We start from the raw sequence: 19456 nt of genomic DNA, 5'->3' as shown, positions 1-19456 counted from the left end.
CGCGTGCGGCCTCAGCATAGTGTCTCCTCGCAGCGCAGGGCGTTGCGCAGGCGGACCGTCGTGGCGAACACGCGCCGGTTGGCGCGGTGCGTGTCGACCGGCGCTGCCTGCAGGTCGGCCAGGGCATCGTCAGCGCGCGCGCTCACGGCAGCGTCACGGGCAGCGCCGCGCTGCTCGCCCTGCAGCGCAAGCGCGATCTGCACCGCCAGTACGCGCTGCCATGCGTGCGCCCCCATGGCCTGGACCCGTGCCGCTGGCAGGAACGCATCTGGCTGACGGTCGCCATCCATGTCCACCCCGAAGCGCAGTTGCAGCGAGGCGACGCCACGGACCAGTGCCCCCGAAGTCCAGCCCTGTCCGTCGACCTGGCCATTGCGGCGGGACGGATAGCGGCACAGCAGTTGCGGCTCGCCGTCCGTGGCGGCGGCTATATAGAGCATGTTCGCCGCGACAAAACCCGTGGCGCCTTCGGCCCCCGCCATCCGTGCCGCCAGCGGATACCCGCTGCAATCGATCATCGTCTCGTCAGGCTGGCTCGGATCGCCGGGCTGGCCCTGGCCGCTGAACCGCACCAGCAGCACATCGCTGTTCGCGACGCCGTGGCGGGTGCACGTCGGCACTTCGGCGATGCCCGGCTGCCCGCAGTCGTCGGCGCCGCTGACGGCGGGCGGCGCCGACGCGTCGAGTGTGCCGGCATGCCAGCCGGCCTGGCGCAGCAGCGCGCTCAGGATGGCGAGCGCGCGCTGGCCGCGTTCTTCCAGCAGTACGCGCTCCGCCGCGCTGCGGTAGGCGGACAGTGCCACCTGCCACGCCGCCGTGGCGACGGCGGCGACAATGAGCCCGAGCGCCAGGCCGACCATGGCTTCGGTCAGCGAAAAGCCCTGGCCATGGCGGCGCATCGGAAGCGTTCGTATCGGAAGCGCTCTCATGGCAGCCCCGCGCCGGCACGGTTCAGAGGCAGTCCGGCCGGCCATGGCGCCAGTTCGGCCGACTCTGCCGTCCTGCGCGTGTCATGGCTAGCCTGATCCAGCGCTCGCTGCCAGCCGAGTCCCGTCGGCCCCAGGATTGCGAGCGATGCCAGGCCGGCGGTGAAGATCGCCAGCCCGCAGAGCGATTCGAACAGGATGTATCCGCGGATGGCGCCACGTGGAGGCAGGCAACGAGGAAGACAACGAAGCAGGCAACGAAGCAGGCGGCAGGGCAGGGCGAAGAGATGGTGCATGGCGCGCGGCGTCAGGGCATTTCGGGACCTCCACCGTATCCCGCCGCTGCCGTGCGCTTTGTAGACGCCTGATATGAATGCGCAAAATTTGGTAAGACCGCGATGAACCGGTCGCCAGCGCGACCACGGGCGATGTCATCAGCGTGATGGAAAAGGGCAATATCTGGGTTCCGTAGCCGCCGCGTCCGGACCATGGGCGGCATGACGCTGATCGGGCTGATGGTCGCGGTATCGATCCTCGGCATCCTCGCCGCGATCGCCATCCCCAACTGCACCGAGCATGTGCGGCGTCGCTACCGCACCGATGCGCGCGGCATGATGACCGAGGCGGCGCAGCAGCTGGAGCGCTTCCGCTCGGTCAACGGGCGCGATGACCAGGATACGGCCGGGGCGGCGTTTGCCTTGCCGGCAGCGTTGCGCACCTCGCCGCGCGACAGCAACCGGGTGCGCTACAACATCTCGCTGGTGGCCAGTTCGCTGACGGCGAACGGCTATGTGTGCAGGCCGTGCCAGTCAATGCGGCGGATGCCTGCGGCACCTCCTTGCCGGACCAGGCGGGCACGCGGCTGAACGCGGTCGGCGCGAATCCCGCCGCGTATCTGCAAGACTGCTGGGAACGTTGACGGTGGAGCAGGGCGCTCAGCGCTTGCTGTTGCCCGCGGTCACTTCGGCGAGCACATCGGAGAATTCGGAAACATCCTCGAAACTCCGGTACACCGACGCAAACCGGATATACGCGATCTTGTCGAGCTTGCGCAGCTCGCGCATCACCAGCTCGCCGACCTGGCTGCTGGGGATTTCCTTCTCGCCCAGCGACAGCAGTCTTTCCTCGATGCGGGTGATGGCTTCATCGATGGCCTCGGCCGAGACCGGGCGCTTGCGCAGCGCCAGGCGCATCGAATCCTTCAGCTTGGCGCGCGCGTAGTCGACGCGCGAACCGTTTTTCTTGACGATGGCGGGAAAGAACAGCTCGATCCGCTCATAGGTGGTGAAGCGGCGGTCGCAGGACTCGCAGCGCCGGCGCCGGCGCACGGCATCGCCGTCTTCCGACATGCGCGTGTCGAGCACCTGGGTATTGGAATGACCGCAAAAGGGGCATTTCATGCCGGACCACCTTCAGTTGAATTCCGTCGCCTGTTCCGCATGGATGTCCTGCGCAGGCGGGCGGGTTGGCGAGGCCCGCAAGCCGGACCGCCTGCGTGTGGCAGGGCGCGGCTTGCGGGGCTGCCGGCCACCCTCGCGGGTGGCCTGGAAGCATCAGCCGTAGACCGGGAAACGCTTGGTCAGGGCAGCCACCTGCTCGCGCACGCTGGCGATGTTGGCGGCGTCGTGCGGGTTCTCCAGCACGTCGGCGATCAGGTTGCCGACGATGCGGGCTTCTTCTTCCTTGAAGCCGCGCGTGGTCATGGCCGGCGAGCCCAGGCGCACGCCCGAGGTCACGAACGGCTTTTCCGGATCGTTCGGGATGGCGTTCTTGTTGACGGTGATGTGCGCCTCGCCCAGGATGCGTTCGGCGTCCTTGCCGGTGATGTGCTTGGCGCGCAGGTCGACCAGCATCACGTGGCTTTCGGTACGGCCAGAGACGATGCGCAGGCCGCGCGCGATCAGGGTCTCGGCCAGCACGGCGGCGTTCTTCACCACTTGCTGCTGGTATTCCTTGAACTCGGGGGTCAGTGCTTCCTTGAACGCCACCGCCTTGCCGGCGATCACGTGCATCAGCGGGCCGCCCTGGATGCCGGGGAAGATCGCCGAGTTGATGGCCTTCTCATGCTCGGCCTTCATCAGGATCACGCCGCCGCGCGGGCCGCGCAGGCTCTTGTGCGTGGTGGTGGTGACGAAGTCGGCGTGCGGCACCGGGTTCGGGTAGACGCCCGCGGCGATCAGGCCAGCGTAGTGGGCCATGTCGACCATGAAGTAGGCACCGATCGACTTGGCGACCTTGCTGATGCGCTCGAAGTCGATGCGCAGCGCGAAGGCCGAGGCGCCGGCGATGATCAGCTTGGGCTTCTTCTCTTGCGCGAGCTTTTCCAGCGCGTCGTAGTCGATGTCTTCCTGGGCGTTCAGGCCGTAGCTGACCACGTTGAACCACTTGCCGCTCATGTTGAGCGCCATGCCGTGGGTGAGGTGGCCGCCTTCGGCCAGGCTCATGCCCATGATGGTGTCGCCCGGCTTGAGCATGGCGAAGTACACGCCCTGGTTGGCCTGCGAGCCCGAGTTGGGCTGCACGTTGGCGGCCTCGGCGCCGAACAGCTGCTTGACGCGGTCGATGGCCAGCTGCTCGACCATGTCGACAAACTCGCAGCCACCGTAGTAGCGCTTGCCGGGATAGCCCTCGGCATACTTGTTGGTCAGTTGCGAACCCTGCGCGGCCATCACGGCCGGCGAGGTGTAGTTTTCGGAGGCGATCAGCTCGATGTGGTCTTCCTGGCGCTGGTTTTCCTTCTGGATGGCGGCAAAGACCTCAGGGTCGATCTGGTCGATCGTGAAACGGCTGCGTTCGAACATGGCGAGACTCGTCTGAAAAAAGGGAATCCGATTCAAGCATCGGGGGCATCGGTTAGGGCGCGCGGGGAAGGCTAGCGGCGACCGGCGCCGGCGGCACTTTGCAGCCGTCGGCGCAGGGCGCACCCTGCTTCCCATTCGCTGCCCAGGCGAGCGGCAGGCGTGTGAAACAACACGCCAGAGAACTTGCGCTTCCTCGTGGTAGTGCCCACTGACTTCGCCAGTCGCGCAAGATGGAATGGTTGCGCGCAGTGTAGCGCGTAGAGTGCGCCCGCCGCAAGCCGTCAACCCGCCAGCCAAGGCTGGTCAAGGGCTGGCCAGCAACTTGCTGTTGCAAACTCGTACTGCGGGTTTACACGAAACCGCGTTCGCTCTCCGTTACAATCGCGGCCATGACAAACTTTGTCTGGACCCTGCGGGTGTACTGGGAAGACACCGACGCGGGCGGCGTAGTGTTCTACGCCAACTACCTCAAGTTCTTCGAACGGGCCCGCACCGAGTGGCTGCGTTCGCTCGGTATCGAGCAGCAGGCGCTGGCCGACGAGGCCGGCGTGGTCTTCATCGTCCGTAGCACGGCGGTGGACTACAATGCGCCCGCCCGCCTCGATGACCAGCTCGAGATCCGCACGCGCATCGACCGGGTCGGCCCGGCCTCGGTCCAGTTCACGCAGGAAGCCTGGCGTGACGAGCTGATGCTTGCATCCGGCGCCATCCGCGTCGGATGTGTTGATCGAAGCACTTTTCGTCCCGCCCCGATTCCGGCCCCCGTCCTAGCTACCATCAAGTCCGCCCGATGAATCCCGTGACCGTCACGCAAGACATGTCGATCGTAACGCTGGTGCTCCACGCCAGCCTGCTGGCACAGGCCGTCATGGCGCTGTTGCTCGTCATGTCGCTGTTTTCGTGGACCTATATCTTCCGCAAGCACCTGGCATTGCGCTCGGCGCGCACCCAGACCGAAGGGTTCGAGCGCGACTTCTGGGCCGGCGGCGACCTGCAGGCGCTCTATAACAGTGCCGTCAACAACCGCCACAACACCGGCGCGCTCGAGCGGATCTTTGAATCCGGCATGGGCGAGTTCCTGAAGGCGCGCGAGCGCGGCAACGATTCCGGCGCGCTGCTCGACGCGGCCCGCCGCGCCATGCGTGCCGCCTACCAGCGCGAGATGGACGTGCTCGAGTCGCACCTGCCGTTCCTGGCCTCGGTGGGCTCGGTCAGCCCGTATATCGGCCTGTTCGGCACCGTGTGGGGGATCATGAACGCATTCCGCGGCCTGTCGAATGTGCAGCAGGCCACGCTGGCATCGGTGGCCCCCGGCATTGCCGAAGCGCTGGTGGCCACCGCGATCGGCCTGTTCGCGGCGATCCCGGCGGTGATCGCGTATAACCGCTATGCCACCGAAATCGACCGCCTGGCGATCCGTTTCGAAAGCTTCATGGAAGAGTTCCTGAACATCCTGCAACGGCAGGCGCGCTAACCGAATCCAAGACGGGGAGTCCGGGTGAGCGGCCCGGGCTCCCGTCGTTTCCAGGAGTCCTGCAATGGCAGCCATTCAGCGCCGCGGCGGTTCGCGCCGCCGGGCAAGCGCCGACATCAACGTCGTGCCCTATATCGACGTCATGCTCGTGCTGCTGGTCATCTTCATGGTGGCAGCGCCGATCGTGAGCCCCGCCACCGTGGACCTGCCCACCGTGGCCAACGCCACGCCGCAGCAGAAGGCGCCGCCGATCGTCGTCACCGTGCACGAGAACGGCGACCTGACCGCGCGCGGCAAGGACAACGCCGGCAATGCCTTCGAGCGCAAGCTCGACAAGCAGGGCCTGCTCGATTTCGTGCACCAGCGCCAGAACGAGAACCCGGACCAGCCGGTGGTGATCGCCGCCGACCGTTCGGTGAAGTACGAAGCCGTGCTCGATGTCATGTCGGTCCTGAAGGCCGACGGCATCAAGCGCGTGGGCCTGATGGTCAAGTCCAAGACTTCCTGACGCGTTGAACCCGCGTTGAACCCGCGTTGAACCCGTATTGAAGCCGCATTGATGCGCCCGACTGACAGCCATTGCGATTGCCGTTGCGCCCGATGAATACCGTCGCCGCCTATCCCTACCAGCCGGTGAAAGAGCGGGGAACCATGCGTTCCTTCGTGCTCGCGCTCGTCATGCACCTGCTGCTGGGCATCGTGCTGTATTACGGCGTGCACTGGCAGAGCAGCACGCCGGTCGGCGCCGAGGCCGAGCTGTGGGAAGAGGTTCCCGCCGCCACCGCGCCGCCACCGCCGCCGCGCGAACCTGAGCCCGAGCCGGTGGTGCAGCAGCGCCCGGTGCCGGCACCGCCGGCGCCGCAGGTGAAGAGCAAGGTCGAGGAAGACGCCGACATCGCGCTCGAGAAGAAGAAGCGGCAGGCCGAGGCCGCAGCGCGCGAGGAAGCCGAGCGCAAGGAAACGGCCCGCAAGGAGGCCGAACGCAAGGAAGCGGCGCGCAAGGAAGAAGCCCGGAAGGAAGAAGCGCGGAAGGAAGAAGCGCGGAAGGACGCGGCGCGCAAGGAAGCCGAGCGCAAGGAGGCTGAGCGCAAGGAAGCGCAGCGCAAGGAAGACGCGAAGAAAAAGGCCGCGCAGCAGGAGCAGGATCGCAAGGAACAGGCCGAGCGCGAGCGCAAGGAAGCCGCCGACGCCAAGGCCAGGGCCCAGGCGGACGCCAAGGCGAAAGCCCAGGCCGAGGCGAAGGCCAAGGCACAGGCCGATGCCAAGGCCAAGGCACAGTCCGAGGCGGCCGCCAATGCACAGCGCAAGAGCGAACTGGCGCGCCTGCAGGCGCTGGCCGGCGGCGGCGCCGGCGGTGGTGGCGTTGGCAGCACGACCGGCGCGGGCGCCGGCGGCGGCGGCAAGGCCTCGCCGGGCTATGCCGACCGCGTGCGCCGCCGGGTGAAGCCCAACATCGTGTTCACCGAAGACGTACCGGGCAACCCCAGCGCGGTGGTATCGGTGCGGCTGGCGCCGGATGGCTCGCTGATGTCGGCGCGGCTGTCCAAGTCCAGCGGCAATTCGTCGTGGGACAATGCCGTGCTGCGCGCGGTCGAACGTTCCGATCCGCTGCCGCGCGACGAGGACGGCAAGGCGCCGTCCAGCTTCACCATCACCTTCCGGCCGAAGGACTGAGTGACCGGCGCGCCATGATTTGCAACATAATGCAACCTTCATCGCCGGCTTTCAGTCCCATCGCTACGATGGCAGGTTGCCTGACGCAGCCGGCAGTGTGCAGACCGCACGCACAACGGGGATGCGCCATGCGCGGTCCTGCCCGTGTTGCCGTCTGCCTGATTCCTGCCGTGCCCGACGAATCTTGAAATCGACTGAGGAGCAGCATGCGAAAGCTTTGGGCCCCCAACTGGCTGTCCGAGAGGCGGCACCATGCAAACCAACGAGCCGCCCGCCGGGCGGGACGCCGCGCGCTGATGGCGTGGCTGGCCGCGGCACTGACCGTGGCCGCCGGCGCCGCGCACGCGCAGCTTAACGTTGAGATCTCCGGGGTTGGCTCGAGCCAGATCCCGGTTGCCACCGCCAATTTCCAGGGCGAGGCCCAGGCCCCGCAGAACCTGACCGCGATCATCCGCGCCGACCTGGCGCGCAGCGGCCGCCTGCGCAATGTCGACCCCGGCGGCGCCACGGTCGCGGAATCCGCCAATGTCGACCTGGGCAGCTGGAAGTCGCGCGGCGCCGACGCCTTCGTGGCCGGCAGCGTGACCCCCGCCGCGGGTGGCCAGTACGAGGTGCGTTTCCGCCTGTACGACACGGTCAAGGGCCAGAGCCTGGGCGGGCTGGCCTTCACGGTCAACCAGGGCCAGCTGCGCGTGACCGCTCACAAGATCGCCGACTACATCTACGAGAAGCTGCTGGGCGAGCGCGGCGTGTTTGCCACGCGCCTGTCGTACGTGTCCAAGGTGGGCGGCAAGTACCAGCTGCTGATCTCGGACTCGGACGGCCAGAACTCGCAGGTGGCGCTGACCAGCAACGAGCCGATCATCTCGCCGTCGTGGTCGCCGGACGGCCGCCGCGTGGCCTATGTCTCGTTCGAAGCCAAGAAGCCGGTGGTGTACGTGCACGACCTGGCCAGCGGCAAGCGCACGCTGGTATCGAACCAGAAGGGCAACAACAGCGCGCCGTCGTGGTCGCCTGACGGCCAGCGCCTGGCACTGGCGCTGTCGCGCGACGGCAATACCCAGATCTACCAGGTGAACGCCGACGGTTCAGGCATCCGCCGCCTGTCGCGCAGCAGCGCCATCGACACCGAGCCGCAGTACTCGCCCGACGGCCGCAGCATCTACTTCACCAGCGACCGCGGCGGTGCGCCGCAGGTCTATCGCATGCCCGCCGGCGGCGAAGAGGCCGGCGCGGCGCAGCGTGTCACCTTCAAGGGCAGCTACAACGTAAGCCCGCGCATCTCGCCGGACGGCAAGTACCTGGCGTACATCTCGCGCGCGGGCGGCTTCAAGCTGCAACTGCAGGACCTGAGCAACGGCGACGTGACGTCGCTGACGGATACGGCCAACGATGAGGCCCCGAGCTTCGCCGCCAACGGCAAGTACATTCTCTATGCCACCCGTGTGGGCGGTCGCGCGGTGCTGGCGGCCGTGTCCACTGACGGGCGTACCCGGCAGGTTCTGTCCCTCCAGTCCGGCGATGTTCGCGAGCCGTCCTGGGGTCCTTTCATGCAATAACAGGAGTCATTCACCATGCCTCAACTGATGACCAAAACCCTTGCCGTCGCTGCACTGCTGGCCCTGGGCGCCTGCAGCTCCGGCGTCAAGCTGGACGACACCGCCAACGGCGCCGGCAAGGCCGGCACGGGGGCGGACCCGCGCGCCGTCACGCCGGTGACCGCCGCCGATCCGCTGAACGACCCGAACAGCCCGCTGGCCAAGCGCAGCGTGTACTTCGACTTCGACAGCTACACGGTCAAGTCCGACTACCAGGGCATGCTGACCGAGCACGCCAAGTACCTGGGCAGCAACAAGGGCCGCAAGATCCTGATCCAGGGCAACACCGACGAGCGTGGCACCAGCGAGTACAACCTGGCGCTGGGCCAGAAGCGCGCGGAAGCCGTGCGCCGTTCGCTGGCCTCGATGGGCGTACCCGACGGCCAGATGGAAGCCGTGAGCCTGGGCAAGGAAAAGCCCAAGGCCACCGGCCACGATGAAGCCTCGTGGGCGGAAAACCGCCGCGCGGACATCAACTACTGATCTGCGGACTGACCCTCCATGAAAGCACGCGTTTCCACCCTGTTGTGGCTTGCCGCCGTCGCCGGCGGCGGCATGCTGCCGCTCACGCAGGCGCATGCCGGTGTGTTCGACGATGACGAGGCACGCAAGGCGGTCATCGGCCTGCGCGACCAGTTCAACGGTTTCCAGGCGACCGCCACGCAGCGCATCGAGCAGAACAGCCGCACCACGCTCGAGATGCAGAACCAGCTCGAGGGCATGCGCCAGGAAGTGGCGCGGCTGCGCGGCCAGAATGAAGTGCTGCAGAACACGGTGGACACGCTGCAGAAGCAGCAGAAGGACTACTACGCCGACCTCGATGCGCGCCTGAAGAAATTCGAGCCGCAACAGGTCACGGTCGAGGGCCGCGAAGGCGTGTCGCAGCCGGGCGAAAAGCCCGAATACGATGCCGCGCTCAAGCAGTTCCAGGCGGGCGACTTCAAGAGCGCCGGGAATTCGTTCTCGGCGTTCGTGAAGAAGTACCCGCAGAGCCCGTACCTGCCGCTGGCGCAGTACTGGCTCGGTAACTCGCTGTATGCGCAGCGCGACTACAAGGGGTCCACCTTCGTGCTGCAGAACATGGTCAACGCCAACCCGACGCACCCCAAGGTGCCGGACGCGATGATCGCCATTGCCAACAACCAGCTCGAGTCCGGCCAGAAGGCGGCCGCGCGCAAGACGCTGGAGCAGGTGGTGGCAAAGTACCCGGGCACCGAAGGCGCGCAGGCGGCGAACAACCGGCTGAAGACGCTCAAGTAAGCGTCGTCGGCGGCGCGCCGACCGCTGCTGCAAGGCTCGCCAAGGTTCGCTCTGGCGGGCCTTTTTCGTTTGTCGCGCTAGAATATGCGATTCGCCTGAATGTTCTTGCGCGCCGCCCCCGGTGCGCCCCCGCACCATGACCAAACGCGCCATCGTCCTGCTTTCCGGCGGACTCGACTCCGCCACCGTACTTGCCATGGCCCGCGCCCAGGGTTTCGAGACCTATGCGCTGTCGATGCGCTATGGCCAGCGCCATTCTTCCGAGCTGGAGGCCGCGAAGCGCGTGGCCGCGGCGCTGGGCGCTACCCGCCACGAAATCGTCGACCTCGACCTGCGCCGCTTCGGCGGTTCGGCGCTGACCGACGACGCGCTGGAAGTGCCGACCGACGGCGCCACCGGCGGCATCCCCGTCACCTATGTGCCGGCGCGCAATACCATCATGCTGTCGCTGGCGCTCGGCTGGGCCGAGGCCGTGGGCGGGCGCGACCTGTTCTTCGGCGCCAATGCGGTGGACTACTCCGGCTATCCCGATTGCCGGCCCGAGTACGTCGCCGCCTACGAAACCCTGGCCAACCTTGCCACCAAGGCGGGCGTCGAGGGCGACCGCTTCCGCGTGCACGCACCCATCATCGACATGACCAAGGCCGAGATCATCCGCGCCGGCATCGGCCTGGGCGTCGACTACAGCCTGACGGTGTCGTGCTACCAGGCCGACGACGACGGCCGGGCCTGCGGCGTGTGCGACTCGTGCCGCATTCGCCGCGCCGGCTTCGAGGCCGCCGGCGTGCCCGACCCGACCCGCTACCAGGGCGCCACCTGAACATTCCGACCCGAACGCCGCCAGAAGCCGTCCCCTCCCAACGACATGCCTGAAATCGACCTTGCCGCGCTCTCGCGCACCGTGCTGCTGAGCACGTTCGTCCTGACCTTCCTGTTCGGCGCGGTGCTGCAGCGCACGCACTTCTGCACCATGGGCGCGGTCTCCGACGTGGTCAACATGGGCGACTGGACCCGCGCGCGCATGTGGGGCCTGGCGATCGGCGTGGCCATGATCGGCACGGGCGTGCTGGCCTGGACCGGCGCGGTCGATCCGACCAAGACCATCTATGCCGCCAGCAAGCTGGGCTGGCTGTCGGCGCTGGCGGGCGGGCTGATGTTCGGCTTCGGCATGGTGCTGGCATCGGGCTGCGGCAGCAAGACGCTGGTGCGCATCGGCGCGGGCAACCTCAAGTCGCTGGTGGTGTTCGTGTTCCTTGGGCTGTCGGCGTACATGACGCTGCGCGGCCTGTTCGGCGTGGTGCGCGTCAATACCGTCGACGCGGTGGCGCTCACGCTGCCGACCACGCAGGACCTGCCGTCGGTGCTGGCGCAGGGCACAGGCGTGGCGCGCGGCGCGCTGCAGCTTGGGCTCGGGCTGCTGCTGGGCGGCGTGCTGGTGGTGTGGGCGCTGGCGGGCCGCGGCTTCCGCTCGTTTGACAACCTGCTCGGCGGCATCGGCGTCGGCCTGATCATCGTGGCAATGTGGTACGTGTCCGGCCAACTGGGCTACGTCGCCGAGGATGCGAATACGCTCGAAGAACTGTTTGTGTCGACCAACTCTGGCCGCATGGAAAGCCTGAGCTTCGTCGCGCCTTACGCCTATACGCTCGACTGGCTGATGATGTTCAGCGACAAGAGCAAGGTGCTGACCATCGGCATCGTCAGCGTGTTCGGCGTGATCGCCGGCGCGGCGGTCTATGCACTGGCCACGCGCACGTTCCGCTGGGAAGGCTTCGGCGATGCCGAAGACGTGGCCAACCATATGGTCGGCGGCATTCTGATGGGCGCGGGCGGCGTGACTGCGCTGGGCTGCACGGTGGGGCAGGGGCTGTCGGGGGTGTCGACGCTGGCAATCGGGTCTTTTATCGCGCTGGCCGGGATCCTTCTGGGTGCGGTGCTGGCGTTCCGCTACCAGATGTGGCGGCTGGAACGCATGGTTTGAATCGCGAACGCTTGACAGTTTGTAATCTGCCTCACTATAATCGCGGTTCTGTTTTTTCGGGTCGTTAGCTCAGTCGGTAGAGCAGCGGACTTTTAATCCGTTGGTCGCGTGTTCGAGTCACGCACGACCCACCAGCATTCGATGACCACAAAGGCCTGCGCATTGCGTAGGCCTTTGTCGTTTTCGGGGCGCAAAACGCATCCTCCAGCTCGCCATGCCGCCGCAGCCGTCGGTGCGCAGAGCCCAGCGCAAAAACCCGGCGACACCATTGGTTTAACCAGATCGAGTTAGAGACTTGTTGTCTTATCCACACGACAATGAGCGGCGGGGACACAGGATGAACCAAGCCGGGCCAGCACCCGGCAGGATTCGATATGCGGCAAGCGGGTGAGTCGTTACCGGCCAGCGCACACGTGCTGCGCATCATCTGGCCGTTCGCATCTGCTGCGCTATGGCGAGGACCGCAACCCCGAAGATTTCGCTTTCTATCTCGCTGCCATTGCCATCCCGCTGGGGGACCAGCGCGCCCGGCTGGAACTCGACCGCGGCAAGCCGGATCTCGAGCGCGTGCGCGAAGGACTGCTCGCCGGCGGCAACCACCCGGACGATATCCCGCGGAGGGTCCGGCTGTACCGCAATTTCCGCCATATCCACGAGGTTGATGCCGCGATTCGCGTGTGGGCCGCCGGCGACGAGGAGATCGCCGCGTTGCACGAGCAGGCGCTGGCACTGCGCCGGCTGGTCGAACGGCCGGGCTGCGACGACGATTGCGTGGCGCCCGTGCTGCGCCGGATCGCCCAGATCGATTCGCGGCTGACCCCGCTGGAACGGGCCTTTTCGGAACACCTTGGGCAGGCGTCGCGCCGGGTGACGCGGCTGCTGACCACCGGCAGCGCGGTGGTGGCGACCTTGCTGCTGATGTCGGCGATCCTGCGGTCGCACGGGCCGCTGCGGCGCGAGCGGCGGCTGCGCGAGGCGCTGTCCCAGCGCGAGGAGCAGCTGCAACTGGCGGTGGAGGGCAGCAACGACGGCCTGTGGGACTGGCATCTCGGCAGCGGCGAGCTGTATTTTTCCGCGCGATGCGCGCAGATGCTGGGCTACGGCGCCAGCGAGCTGCCGCATGCGCGCGAGACCGTGCTCGGCCTGCTGCATCCGTCGGACCTGGAAGCCTTCGAAGCCAAGCTTGCGCGGCACCTGCGCAGCGGCGAGCCGTATGACGCCGAGTTCCGGCTGCGCAAGCGCGACGGCGACTACCTGTGGGTGCTCGCACGCGGCCGGCTGGTGCGCCCCGCCGCGCGGCGGCGCGCGCGCATGGCAGGCTCGCTGACGGATATCTCGGACAACAAGCGCTACGAGGCGCAGTTGTTTGCGGAAAAGGAGCGGGCCCAGGTCACGCTGCAGGCAATCGGCGACGCGGTGGTGACCACCGACGTATGGGGCCGCGTGCAGTCGCGCATGCGCAAGGCGTCTCCCATACGCTGATGTACCTGGACCTCGACCAGTTCAAGGTGGTCAACGACACCTGCGGCCACGCGGCCGGCGACGAGCTGATCCGCCAGATGGCCGAGGTCATGGGCAGCCAGCTGCGCCGCAGCGATACGCTGGCCATCTGCTTCGAGATCACGGAAACGGCGGCGATCGCCAACCTCGCGCAGGCGGGATCATTCATCCAGCAGTTGCAGCAGCTCGGCTGCAGTTTCGCATTGGACGATTTCGGCGCAGGCATGTCGTCGTTCGCGTACCTCAAACACTTGCCGGCGGCGTACCTGAAGATCGACGGCAGCTTCGTGCGCGAGATGCTGGCCGACCCGGTCAACCTGGTGATGGTGGAGGTGATCCAGCGCATCGGCCATGCCATGGGCAAGAAGACCATCGCCGAATTCGTCGAGAGCGAGGCCATGCTGGGGCGGTTGCGCGAGCTCGGCGTTGACCTGGTGCAGGGATTCCATATCGGCCCGCCGCAGCCGTTCGCCCCATCCGGCCTGGCCGCGATGGAGCCGTCCGCGGCGGCGCGGACGGCCTGAGCGCAAACGCGAGGTTCAGGGAACGAGCGGGTCGCGGAAGCCGGTGTCGGTGGGAGGCGCGCCCGGCGTGGCGGCCGCGCCGGTGTCCGGCACGGAGGCAGGTGCGGGGGTAGGTGCGGTGGCAGGAGGGATGGCCTGCTGCTTGGCCTCACGCCAGGTGTTGTAGGCCCAGTACGCCGCGCCGGCCGCCAGGCCGACCTTGGACAGCTTCCAGGTCCAGCGCAGCACCGGCGTGCGCCGCAGCAGCGGCAGCGCCAGCGTGACGGCGGTGCTCAGCAGCGGATATTCCTTGGTGATGCCCGCAACCTTCATCCACGAGCCGGGCCGCGCGATACGCGGCAGCCAGCTGGCAATGCTGCCCAGCCGGCGCGCGCCGCCGCGTACCTGGTGCAGTGCCTGCAAGCAGTCGTGGCGTTCCAGCGCCGCGCGCGTGAGCAGCAACTCCTTGCGCACGTCGAGCGGCAAACGGACTTCCTGCGTGAAGCGGACGGGCCGCGCGTGCTCGCGGCGGTTGCGCTCGGTCGCGCCTTCGTCGGGTTCCAGGGTGGTCATCGGCGCAGGATCTCCCGGTCTTTGTCGATTTCGGCGAGCGTGGCCTCGAACATCGGCGGGGCGTTGCGCACCAGGTTGCGCGCGTACGCCAGGCAGCCGGCGCACAGCAGCAGGTAGACGACCACCAGCACGCCCAGCGCCTGCCAGCCGTAGCTGTTCCAGAACAGGATGGCGACGAGCGCGGTAAAGGTGACCAGCGCGATGCCGAAGAACACCAGCCCGAAGCAGGCCAGCAGTGCGACCTTCATCAGGCGCGTGCGTTCCTCGGCGAATTCGACGCTGGCAAGCTCCAGGCGGGTCTGGACCATCGCAACCACCGAGTTGAGGAGATTGCGCACGGATTCCAGCAGTTTGGGAGAGGGGGTGGGTTCGCTCATGGATTCGCTCGGCGGCTCCGGCGTGAAAGCGGCACGCCGGCCTGGCCGGGCGTGCCTTTCTGCGGACGGGGCCGGGCGCCGCTGTGCGGGCCCCCGGGCCACTGGCAACCCGTGCCTCGCGCGGGTTGCCGCTCTGGTGCGGCGCCTGGGGCCGCACCGGGACTTCAGCCGCTTACTTGCGGTTCAGCAGCAGACCGATCAGCAGGCCCACGCCGGCCGCCACGCCCACGGCGCGCCACGGGTGGTCGTGCACGTAGTCGTCGGTGGCGCGAGCGGCTGCCTTGCTCTTGGTCACGACGGCATCCTGCAGGTCCTGGGCCTTTTCTTTGGCTTGCTTGAGCAGACCCATGCCGCGCTCGCGCAGTTCGGCGGCTTTTTCGCCGGTGGTCGAAGCGGCTTGCTTCAGCAGCTCCTCGGCGTCGGACAGTACGGTCTTGACATCGCTCATCAGTTTCTCCTGTTTGCGGGCGGTTGGTTCGGTTTGTGCGGATTCTGACATTTTCTACGCTCCGAGGCTAACGGCATTGTCTGTCTGATACTTAGCATATGTGGCGGGCGGCGGTGGTTTCAAGGCCACGTGCCTCGACGCCGGTATCGGCGGGGCCATTGCCAGCATGCCCGAAAGCGCGCGAAAAGACTGTCAGAAAATGTCTATATGACTACGAGTGATTTTGTAGTGACTTTATATTCGTTTGGGTTGGATATCAATCGGGATACTCTGGTTCCACTTCGAAATCAGGAGATCTGAACATGGCATTGCGTCTCGGCGATATCGCCCCGGACTTCGAGCAGGATTCGAGCGAAGGCCGCATCCGCTTCCATGAGTGGCTCGGCGACGGCTGGGGCGTGCTGTTCTCGCACCCGGCCGACTACACGCCGGTGTGCACCACCGAACTGGGCCTGACGGCAAAGCTGAAGGACGAATTTGCGCGCCGCGGCGTCAAGGCGATCGCGCTGTCGGTCGATGGCGTGGAATCGCACCACGGCTGGATCCGCGACATCAACGAGACCCAGTCGACCACGGTCAATTTCCCGATCCTGGCCGACGGCGACCGCAAGGTTTCGCAGCTGTACGACATGATCCATCCGAACGCCAATGAGACCCTGACGGTGCGTTCGCTGTTCATCATCGATCCGAAGAAGAAGGTGCGCCTGATCATCACCTACCCGGCCAGCACGGGGCGCAACTTCAACGAGATCCTGCGCGTCATCGATTCGCTGCAGCTGACCGACAACCATAGCGTGGCCACGCCCGGCAACTGGCAGGACGGCGACGATGTGGTGATCGTGCCCTCGCTGAAGGACGAGGCCGTGATCCGCGAGAAATTCCCGAAGGGCTATACGGCCGTGCGGCCATACCTGCGGCTGACGCCGCAACCCGGCAAGGCATGACGATCCAATGAACGCGGCCCCGCATGTTGCGGGGCCGGCGTCCAGGACAGGTGTTTTATCGACGGGGGCAGCCTCGTCGTCTCCTTGGTAGTGTGCTTGGCCCGGCTTTGCAGCCGGGCCTTTTTCATTCCGGGAGATCCTGTCCGTAAGGGCCTGGTTCCGGCTTCAGAAGAACGCCTGGAGGCCGGTCTGGGCGCGGCCCAGGATCAGCGCGTGGATGTCGTGCGTGCCTTCATAGGTGTTGACCACTTCCAGGTTCACCACGTGGCGGATCACGCCGAACTCGTCCGAGATGCCGTTGCCGCCCAGCATGTCGCGCGCCACGCGGGCGATGTCCAGCGACTTGCCGCACGAGTTGCGCTTCATGATCGAGGTGATTTCCACCGCGGCGGTGCCTTCGTCCTTCATGCGGCCCAGGCGCAGGCAGCCTTGCAGGCCCAGCGTGATCTCGGTCTGCATGTCGGCCAGCTTCTTCTGGACCAGTTGCGTCTGGGCCAGCGGACGGCCGAACTGCTTGCGGTCCAGCGTGTACTGGCGGGCGGTATGCCAGCAGAATTCGGCGGCGCCCAGCGCGCCCCAGGCGATGCCGTAGCGGGCCGAGTTCAGGCAGGTGAACGGACCCTTCAGGCCCTTTACGCCCGGCATGATGTTCTCTTCCGGCACGAACACCTGGTCCAGCACGATTTCGCCGGTGATCGAGGTGCGCAGGCCGACCTTGCCATGGATGGCCGGTGCCGACAGGCCCTTCCAGCCCTTCTCCAGGATAAAGCCGCGGATGTCTTCCTTGCCGTCTTCGCCTTGCAGCTTGGCCCAGACCACAAATACGTCGGCGATCGGCGAGTTGGTGATCCACATCTTGGCGCCGGTCAGCTCATAGCCGCCGTCGACCTTCTTGGCGCGGGTGACCATCGAGCCCGGGTCGGAGCCGTGGTTCGGCTCGGTCAGGCCAAAGCAGCCGATCCACTCGCCGGTGGCCAGCTTGGGCAGGTACTTCTGCTTCTGCGCTTCGGTGCCGAATTCATAGATCGGCACCATCACCAGCGACGACTGCACGCTCATCATCGAGCGGTAGCCCGAATCGACGCGCTCGACTTCACGGGCGATCAGGCCGTAGCTGACGTAGTTCAGGCCGGGGCCACCGTATTGCTCGGGGATGGTCGGGCCGAGCAGGCCCAGTTCGCCCATCTCGCGGAAGATCTCGACGTCGGTCTTCTCGTTGCGGAACGACTGCAGCACGCGCGGCATCAGCTTGTCCTGGCAGTACGCCGCGGAGGCGTCACGCACGGCGCGTTCGTCGGCGGTCAGTTGCTGGTCGAGCAGCAGGGGATCGGCCCAGTGGAATTCGGCGTTGGCAGCCATGCAGGTCTCCTTCGGTGGCGCGGTGGAAGCGGGGCGACTGGCGCGGTGCTTCCGGAGTATCGGGTTCGGTGGGGTTCGTGCGGAGGATTTTTGGTTCCGCATTGCGGAACTGTGTTCCGTTGAATTAGTATATCGCAATGGGTTTGCCGTGCAACCGGCAAAACCCCAAGCCACCGATCCCTTGTGCGATGAGCGGACAACCGCCGAACAGAGAGGAGCACATCTTGAACAGTCCGTCACTTTCGAACGACGCACCGACGCCGGACACGCCGGTGCGTGAGAGCGATCCCAATTTCGTCACCGCGTTGGCGCGCGGGCTGGAGCTGCTGCGCTGCTTCCGTACTGGCGAAGCGATGCTTGGCAACCAGGATTTCGTACGCCGCACCGGGTTTCCCAAGGCCACGGTCAGCCGCCTGGCCGGCACCCTGGTGCAGTTGGGTTACCTGCGCTATGACGACAGCCTGGGCAAGTACGCGCTCGATGCCGGGGTGCTGGCGCTGGGGTACGCGTACTTGTCGGCATCAGACGTGGTGGCGCTGGCGCGGCCGCATATGCTGGCGTTCGCGCAGTCGTACGGCGTGTCGGTGTCGCTCGGAAAGCGTGAGCGGATGGAGGTGATCTACCTCGAGTCGATCCGTAACGACGCCGGCGTGATGCTGGGGCTTGGGGTGGGGTCGCGGCTGTCGCTGGTGTCCAGTTCGATGGGACGGGCATATCTGGCGGCGCTGCCTGCGGCGCGGCGGGATCGGGTGCTGGCTGAGTTCAGCCAGGCGTTTCCAGAGCAGTGGAAGCAGCAGGAGGCGGCGACGCGGGTGGCGTTGGCTGATGCGCAGCAGCGCGGGTATGCGTCGTCATTCCGGGATTGGCATCCGGCGATTCATGCCTGCGCGGTGGCGTTTCGGCCCGTTGGGGAGAAGGATCTGCACATGCTGAGTTGCAGCGCTTCTTATGGGGCCGTGGAGGAAGAGGTTTTCCACCGGACGCTGGCGCCGGCGCTGGTGGCGCTGGCTGGGAGGTTGTCAGATGGGGTTTGAGGGCGGTCGAACGACTGGCTCTACTTCATGGTGGCGCCGGCCCTCACCCTCGGCCCCCCTCCCGAAAGCGGGAGAGGGGAGCAAACGGGCGAGCAGGGAGGGGCTTCAAAGATCCGTCCTCAACCTCCACAGTTCCGGAAACAACACCACATCCAGCATCTTCCGCAAATAGCTGACGCCCTCGGTGCCGCCCGTGCCACGCTTGAACCCGATTACGCGTTCAACCGTCGTCACATGCCGGAACCGCCATTGCCGGAACGAATCCTCCAGGTCGACGAACTTTTCGCCAAGTTCATACAGCTCCCAGTGCGCGGAAGGATTGCGATAAACCTCAAGCCAGGCCGCCTCGACCGAAGCGTTGTAGCCAGCGGGCTGCGTCCAGTCGCGCTCGACGCATTCCGCATCGATCGCAAACCCGCGCCGCGCCATCAGGCGGATGGCTTCGTCATAAAGAGAGGGCGTCTTCAACGCGGTCTCAACCAGCGCCAGATGCTCGGCCCGATGCGCATGCGGCTTCAGCATGGCCGCATTCTTGTTGCCGAGGATGAATTCGATTTCCCGATACTGGTACGACTGGAATCCGGAGGACATCCCCAGGTAAGGCCGCATCGCCGAATACTCCGGCGGCGTCATCGTCGCCAGCACGTTCCAAGCCTGCACCAGCTGGTCCATGATGCGCGACACGCGCGTCAGCATCTTGAATGCCGGCGGCAGGCTGTCGGCCTTGACCGATTCCCGCGCCGCGCGCAGCTCATGCAGCATCAGCTTCATCCACAGCTCGGTGGTCTGGTGCTGCACGATAAACAGCATTTCGTTGTGGTCCGGCGACAGCGGGTGCTGCGCGCTCAGGATCTGGTCCAGGCCCAGATAATCGCCATAGCTCATGTCCTTGGCGAAATCCATCTGCGCGCCATGCCAGCCGTCGCGCTGCGATGCCGTTTGCGATGCGCTCGCCGCGCCCGAGAACGGGCATCCCTTGATTTCACTCATGATGTAACTCCCGA

At 66.3% G+C, this 19456-nt stretch carries 20 protein-coding genes, 1 tRNA gene, 1 pseudogene and 1 riboswitch; of the genes and pseudogenes, 14 read left to right on the top strand and 8 right to left on the bottom strand.

Annotation, left to right across the window (positions count from 1 at the left end; genetic code table 11):
• Positions 1-11: 11 nt before the first annotated feature.
• Complete coding sequence (locus AC5WJ1_RS12790) at positions 12-899, bottom strand: PilW family protein (protein WP_133092425.1); 888 nt, start codon at positions 897-899, stop codon at positions 12-14.
• A 524-nt stretch (positions 900-1423) separates the two neighbouring features.
• Between AC5WJ1_RS12790 and AC5WJ1_RS12785 the strand changes: the two genes are divergently transcribed.
• Positions 1424-1792 (top strand): type IV pilin protein, encoded by a 369-nt coding sequence (locus AC5WJ1_RS12785; RefSeq protein ID WP_195427294.1) that lies wholly within the window; start codon positions 1424-1426, stop codon positions 1790-1792.
• A 69-nt stretch (positions 1793-1861) separates the two neighbouring features.
• On the opposite strand, the gene nrdR is transcribed toward AC5WJ1_RS12785, so the two are convergent.
• Complete coding sequence (gene nrdR, locus AC5WJ1_RS12780) at positions 1862-2326, bottom strand: transcriptional regulator NrdR (protein ID WP_133092423.1); 465 nt, start codon at positions 2324-2326, stop codon at positions 1862-1864.
• A 153-nt stretch (positions 2327-2479) separates the two neighbouring features.
• Positions 2480-3727: a serine hydroxymethyltransferase gene (glyA, locus tag AC5WJ1_RS12775; protein ID WP_133092422.1), complete on the bottom strand. Its 1248-nt coding sequence runs from the start codon at positions 3725-3727 to the stop codon at positions 2480-2482.
• Positions 3728-3860: 133 nt separating this feature from the next.
• A riboswitch (ZMP/ZTP riboswitch) is annotated at positions 3861-3962 on the bottom strand.
• A gap of 154 nt (positions 3963-4116) precedes the next feature.
• Between glyA and ybgC the strand changes: the two genes are divergently transcribed.
• The 11 genes and pseudogenes from ybgC to AC5WJ1_RS12720 all read left to right on the top strand — a co-directional run bounded on the left by ybgC (position 4117) and on the right by AC5WJ1_RS12720 (position 13738).
• Positions 4117-4521 carry a tol-pal system-associated acyl-CoA thioesterase gene (gene ybgC / locus AC5WJ1_RS12770; protein WP_029045460.1) on the top strand — a complete coding sequence of 135 codons (405 nt, stop codon included), beginning with the start codon at positions 4117-4119 and terminating at the stop codon, positions 4519-4521.
• Entirely contained in the window at positions 4518-5201 is a 684-nt protein-coding gene (tolQ, locus tag AC5WJ1_RS12765; protein WP_195427295.1) for a protein TolQ, read from the top strand. The genes ybgC and tolQ overlap by 4 nt, the downstream gene beginning before the upstream one ends.
• Before the next feature lie 64 nt (positions 5202-5265).
• The gene (gene tolR / locus AC5WJ1_RS12760; protein ID WP_029045462.1) at positions 5266-5709 is read left to right on the top strand and encodes a protein TolR; all 444 of its coding nucleotides are present in this window, start codon (positions 5266-5268) and stop codon (positions 5707-5709) included.
• A 92-nt stretch (positions 5710-5801) separates the two neighbouring features.
• Complete coding sequence (tolA, locus tag AC5WJ1_RS12755; RefSeq protein WP_195427296.1) at positions 5802-6875, top strand: cell envelope integrity protein TolA; 1074 nt, start codon at positions 5802-5804, stop codon at positions 6873-6875.
• A gap of 206 nt (positions 6876-7081) precedes the next feature.
• Positions 7082-8434, top strand: a complete 1353-nt coding sequence (gene tolB / locus AC5WJ1_RS12750; protein WP_133092420.1) for a Tol-Pal system beta propeller repeat protein TolB — start codon at positions 7082-7084, stop codon at positions 8432-8434.
• Between the two features lie 15 nt (positions 8435-8449).
• Positions 8450-8956, top strand: coding sequence for a peptidoglycan-associated lipoprotein Pal (gene pal / locus AC5WJ1_RS12745; protein WP_135705691.1), 507 nt, complete (start codon positions 8450-8452; stop codon positions 8954-8956).
• Between the two features lie 18 nt (positions 8957-8974).
• Positions 8975-9733, top strand: coding sequence for a tol-pal system protein YbgF (ybgF, locus tag AC5WJ1_RS12740; protein ID WP_195427297.1), 759 nt, complete (start codon positions 8975-8977; stop codon positions 9731-9733).
• 136 nt (positions 9734-9869) lie between these two features.
• Complete coding sequence (queC, locus tag AC5WJ1_RS12735; protein WP_133092417.1) at positions 9870-10553, top strand: 7-cyano-7-deazaguanine synthase QueC; 684 nt, start codon at positions 9870-9872, stop codon at positions 10551-10553.
• A gap of 45 nt (positions 10554-10598) precedes the next feature.
• Complete coding sequence (locus AC5WJ1_RS12730; RefSeq protein ID WP_195427299.1) at positions 10599-11714, top strand: YeeE/YedE family protein; 1116 nt, start codon at positions 10599-10601, stop codon at positions 11712-11714.
• 58 nt (positions 11715-11772) lie between these two features.
• Positions 11773-11848 (top strand) — tRNA-Lys (locus AC5WJ1_RS12725).
• A gap of 240 nt (positions 11849-12088) precedes the next feature.
• Positions 12089-13738: pseudogene (locus AC5WJ1_RS12720) on the top strand (EAL domain-containing protein).
• Positions 13739-13753: 15 nt separating this feature from the next.
• On the opposite strand, the gene AC5WJ1_RS12715 reads toward AC5WJ1_RS12720, so the two are convergent.
• From AC5WJ1_RS12715 to AC5WJ1_RS12705, 3 genes are all read right to left on the bottom strand, one after another.
• Positions 13754-14290 (bottom strand): DUF3318 domain-containing protein, encoded by a 537-nt coding sequence (locus AC5WJ1_RS12715; protein WP_133092415.1) that lies wholly within the window; start codon positions 14288-14290, stop codon positions 13754-13756.
• Positions 14287-14667: a phage holin family protein gene (locus AC5WJ1_RS12710; RefSeq protein ID WP_133092414.1), complete on the bottom strand. Its 381-nt coding sequence runs from the start codon at positions 14665-14667 to the stop codon at positions 14287-14289. Before AC5WJ1_RS12710 ends, AC5WJ1_RS12715 begins: the two co-directional genes overlap by 4 nt.
• Positions 14668-14839: 172 nt before the next feature.
• Positions 14840-15166 (bottom strand): ElaB/YgaM/YqjD family protein, encoded by a 327-nt coding sequence (locus tag AC5WJ1_RS12705; RefSeq protein ID WP_010813729.1) that lies wholly within the window; start codon positions 15164-15166, stop codon positions 14840-14842.
• Between the two features lie 251 nt (positions 15167-15417).
• On the opposite strand from AC5WJ1_RS12705, the gene AC5WJ1_RS12700 reads away from it, so the two are divergent.
• Positions 15418-16059: a peroxiredoxin gene (locus AC5WJ1_RS12700; protein ID WP_195427320.1), complete on the top strand. Its 642-nt coding sequence runs from the start codon at positions 15418-15420 to the stop codon at positions 16057-16059.
• A 165-nt stretch (positions 16060-16224) separates the two neighbouring features.
• On the opposite strand, the gene AC5WJ1_RS12695 is transcribed toward AC5WJ1_RS12700, so the two are convergent.
• Positions 16225-17418, bottom strand: coding sequence for an acyl-CoA dehydrogenase (locus AC5WJ1_RS12695; RefSeq protein ID WP_063240480.1), 1194 nt, complete (start codon positions 17416-17418; stop codon positions 16225-16227).
• Between the two features lie 224 nt (positions 17419-17642).
• On the opposite strand from AC5WJ1_RS12695, the gene AC5WJ1_RS12690 reads away from it, so the two are divergent.
• On the top strand, positions 17643-18452 hold the full coding sequence (locus AC5WJ1_RS12690; RefSeq protein WP_195427321.1) for an IclR family transcriptional regulator: 810 nt from the start codon (positions 17643-17645) through the stop codon (positions 18450-18452).
• Between the two features lie 105 nt (positions 18453-18557).
• Here AC5WJ1_RS12690 and kynA read toward each other — a convergent pair whose 3' ends face one another.
• Entirely contained in the window at positions 18558-19442 is an 885-nt protein-coding gene (gene kynA / locus AC5WJ1_RS12685) for a tryptophan 2,3-dioxygenase (RefSeq protein WP_195427322.1), read from the bottom strand.
• Positions 19443-19456 lie beyond the last annotated feature (14 nt).

It is taken from the genome of Cupriavidus sp. MEYA8 (assembly GCF_059278825.1).
This window is presented reverse-complemented; position numbering and strand designations above follow the sequence as displayed.

Excerpts from the sequence above, each read along its gene's own strand:
- AC5WJ1_RS12790 (WP_133092425.1), bottom strand. The coding sequence starts at position 899 with ATGCGCCGCCATGGCCAGGGCTTTTCGCTGACCGAAGCCATGGTCGGC.
- AC5WJ1_RS12785 (WP_195427294.1), top strand. The coding sequence starts at position 1,424 with ATGACGCTGATCGGGCTGATGGTCGCGGTATCGATCCTCGGCATCCTC.
- nrdR (WP_133092423.1), bottom strand. The coding sequence starts at position 2,326 with ATGAAATGCCCCTTTTGCGGTCATTCCAATACCCAGGTGCTCGACACG.
- glyA (WP_133092422.1), bottom strand. The coding sequence starts at position 3,727 with ATGTTCGAACGCAGCCGTTTCACGATCGACCAGATCGACCCTGAGGTC.
- ybgC (WP_029045460.1), top strand. The coding sequence starts at position 4,117 with ATGACAAACTTTGTCTGGACCCTGCGGGTGTACTGGGAAGACACCGAC.
- tolQ (WP_195427295.1), top strand. The coding sequence starts at position 4,518 with ATGAATCCCGTGACCGTCACGCAAGACATGTCGATCGTAACGCTGGTG.
- tolR (WP_029045462.1), top strand. The coding sequence starts at position 5,266 with ATGGCAGCCATTCAGCGCCGCGGCGGTTCGCGCCGCCGGGCAAGCGCC.
- tolA (WP_195427296.1), top strand. The coding sequence starts at position 5,802 with ATGAATACCGTCGCCGCCTATCCCTACCAGCCGGTGAAAGAGCGGGGA.
- tolB (WP_133092420.1), top strand. The coding sequence starts at position 7,082 with ATGCGAAAGCTTTGGGCCCCCAACTGGCTGTCCGAGAGGCGGCACCAT.
- pal (WP_135705691.1), top strand. The coding sequence starts at position 8,450 with ATGCCTCAACTGATGACCAAAACCCTTGCCGTCGCTGCACTGCTGGCC.
- ybgF (WP_195427297.1), top strand. The coding sequence starts at position 8,975 with ATGAAAGCACGCGTTTCCACCCTGTTGTGGCTTGCCGCCGTCGCCGGC.
- queC (WP_133092417.1), top strand. The coding sequence starts at position 9,870 with ATGACCAAACGCGCCATCGTCCTGCTTTCCGGCGGACTCGACTCCGCC.
- AC5WJ1_RS12730 (WP_195427299.1), top strand. The coding sequence starts at position 10,599 with ATGCCTGAAATCGACCTTGCCGCGCTCTCGCGCACCGTGCTGCTGAGC.
- AC5WJ1_RS12715 (WP_133092415.1), bottom strand. The coding sequence starts at position 14,290 with ATGACCACCCTGGAACCCGACGAAGGCGCGACCGAGCGCAACCGCCGC.
- AC5WJ1_RS12710 (WP_133092414.1), bottom strand. The coding sequence starts at position 14,667 with ATGAGCGAACCCACCCCCTCTCCCAAACTGCTGGAATCCGTGCGCAAT.
- AC5WJ1_RS12705 (WP_010813729.1), bottom strand. The coding sequence starts at position 15,166 with ATGTCAGAATCCGCACAAACCGAACCAACCGCCCGCAAACAGGAGAAA.
- AC5WJ1_RS12700 (WP_195427320.1), top strand. The coding sequence starts at position 15,418 with ATGGCATTGCGTCTCGGCGATATCGCCCCGGACTTCGAGCAGGATTCG.
- AC5WJ1_RS12695 (WP_063240480.1), bottom strand. The coding sequence starts at position 17,418 with ATGGCTGCCAACGCCGAATTCCACTGGGCCGATCCCCTGCTGCTCGAC.
- kynA (WP_195427322.1), bottom strand. The coding sequence starts at position 19,442 with ATGAGTGAAATCAAGGGATGCCCGTTCTCGGGCGCGGCGAGCGCATCG.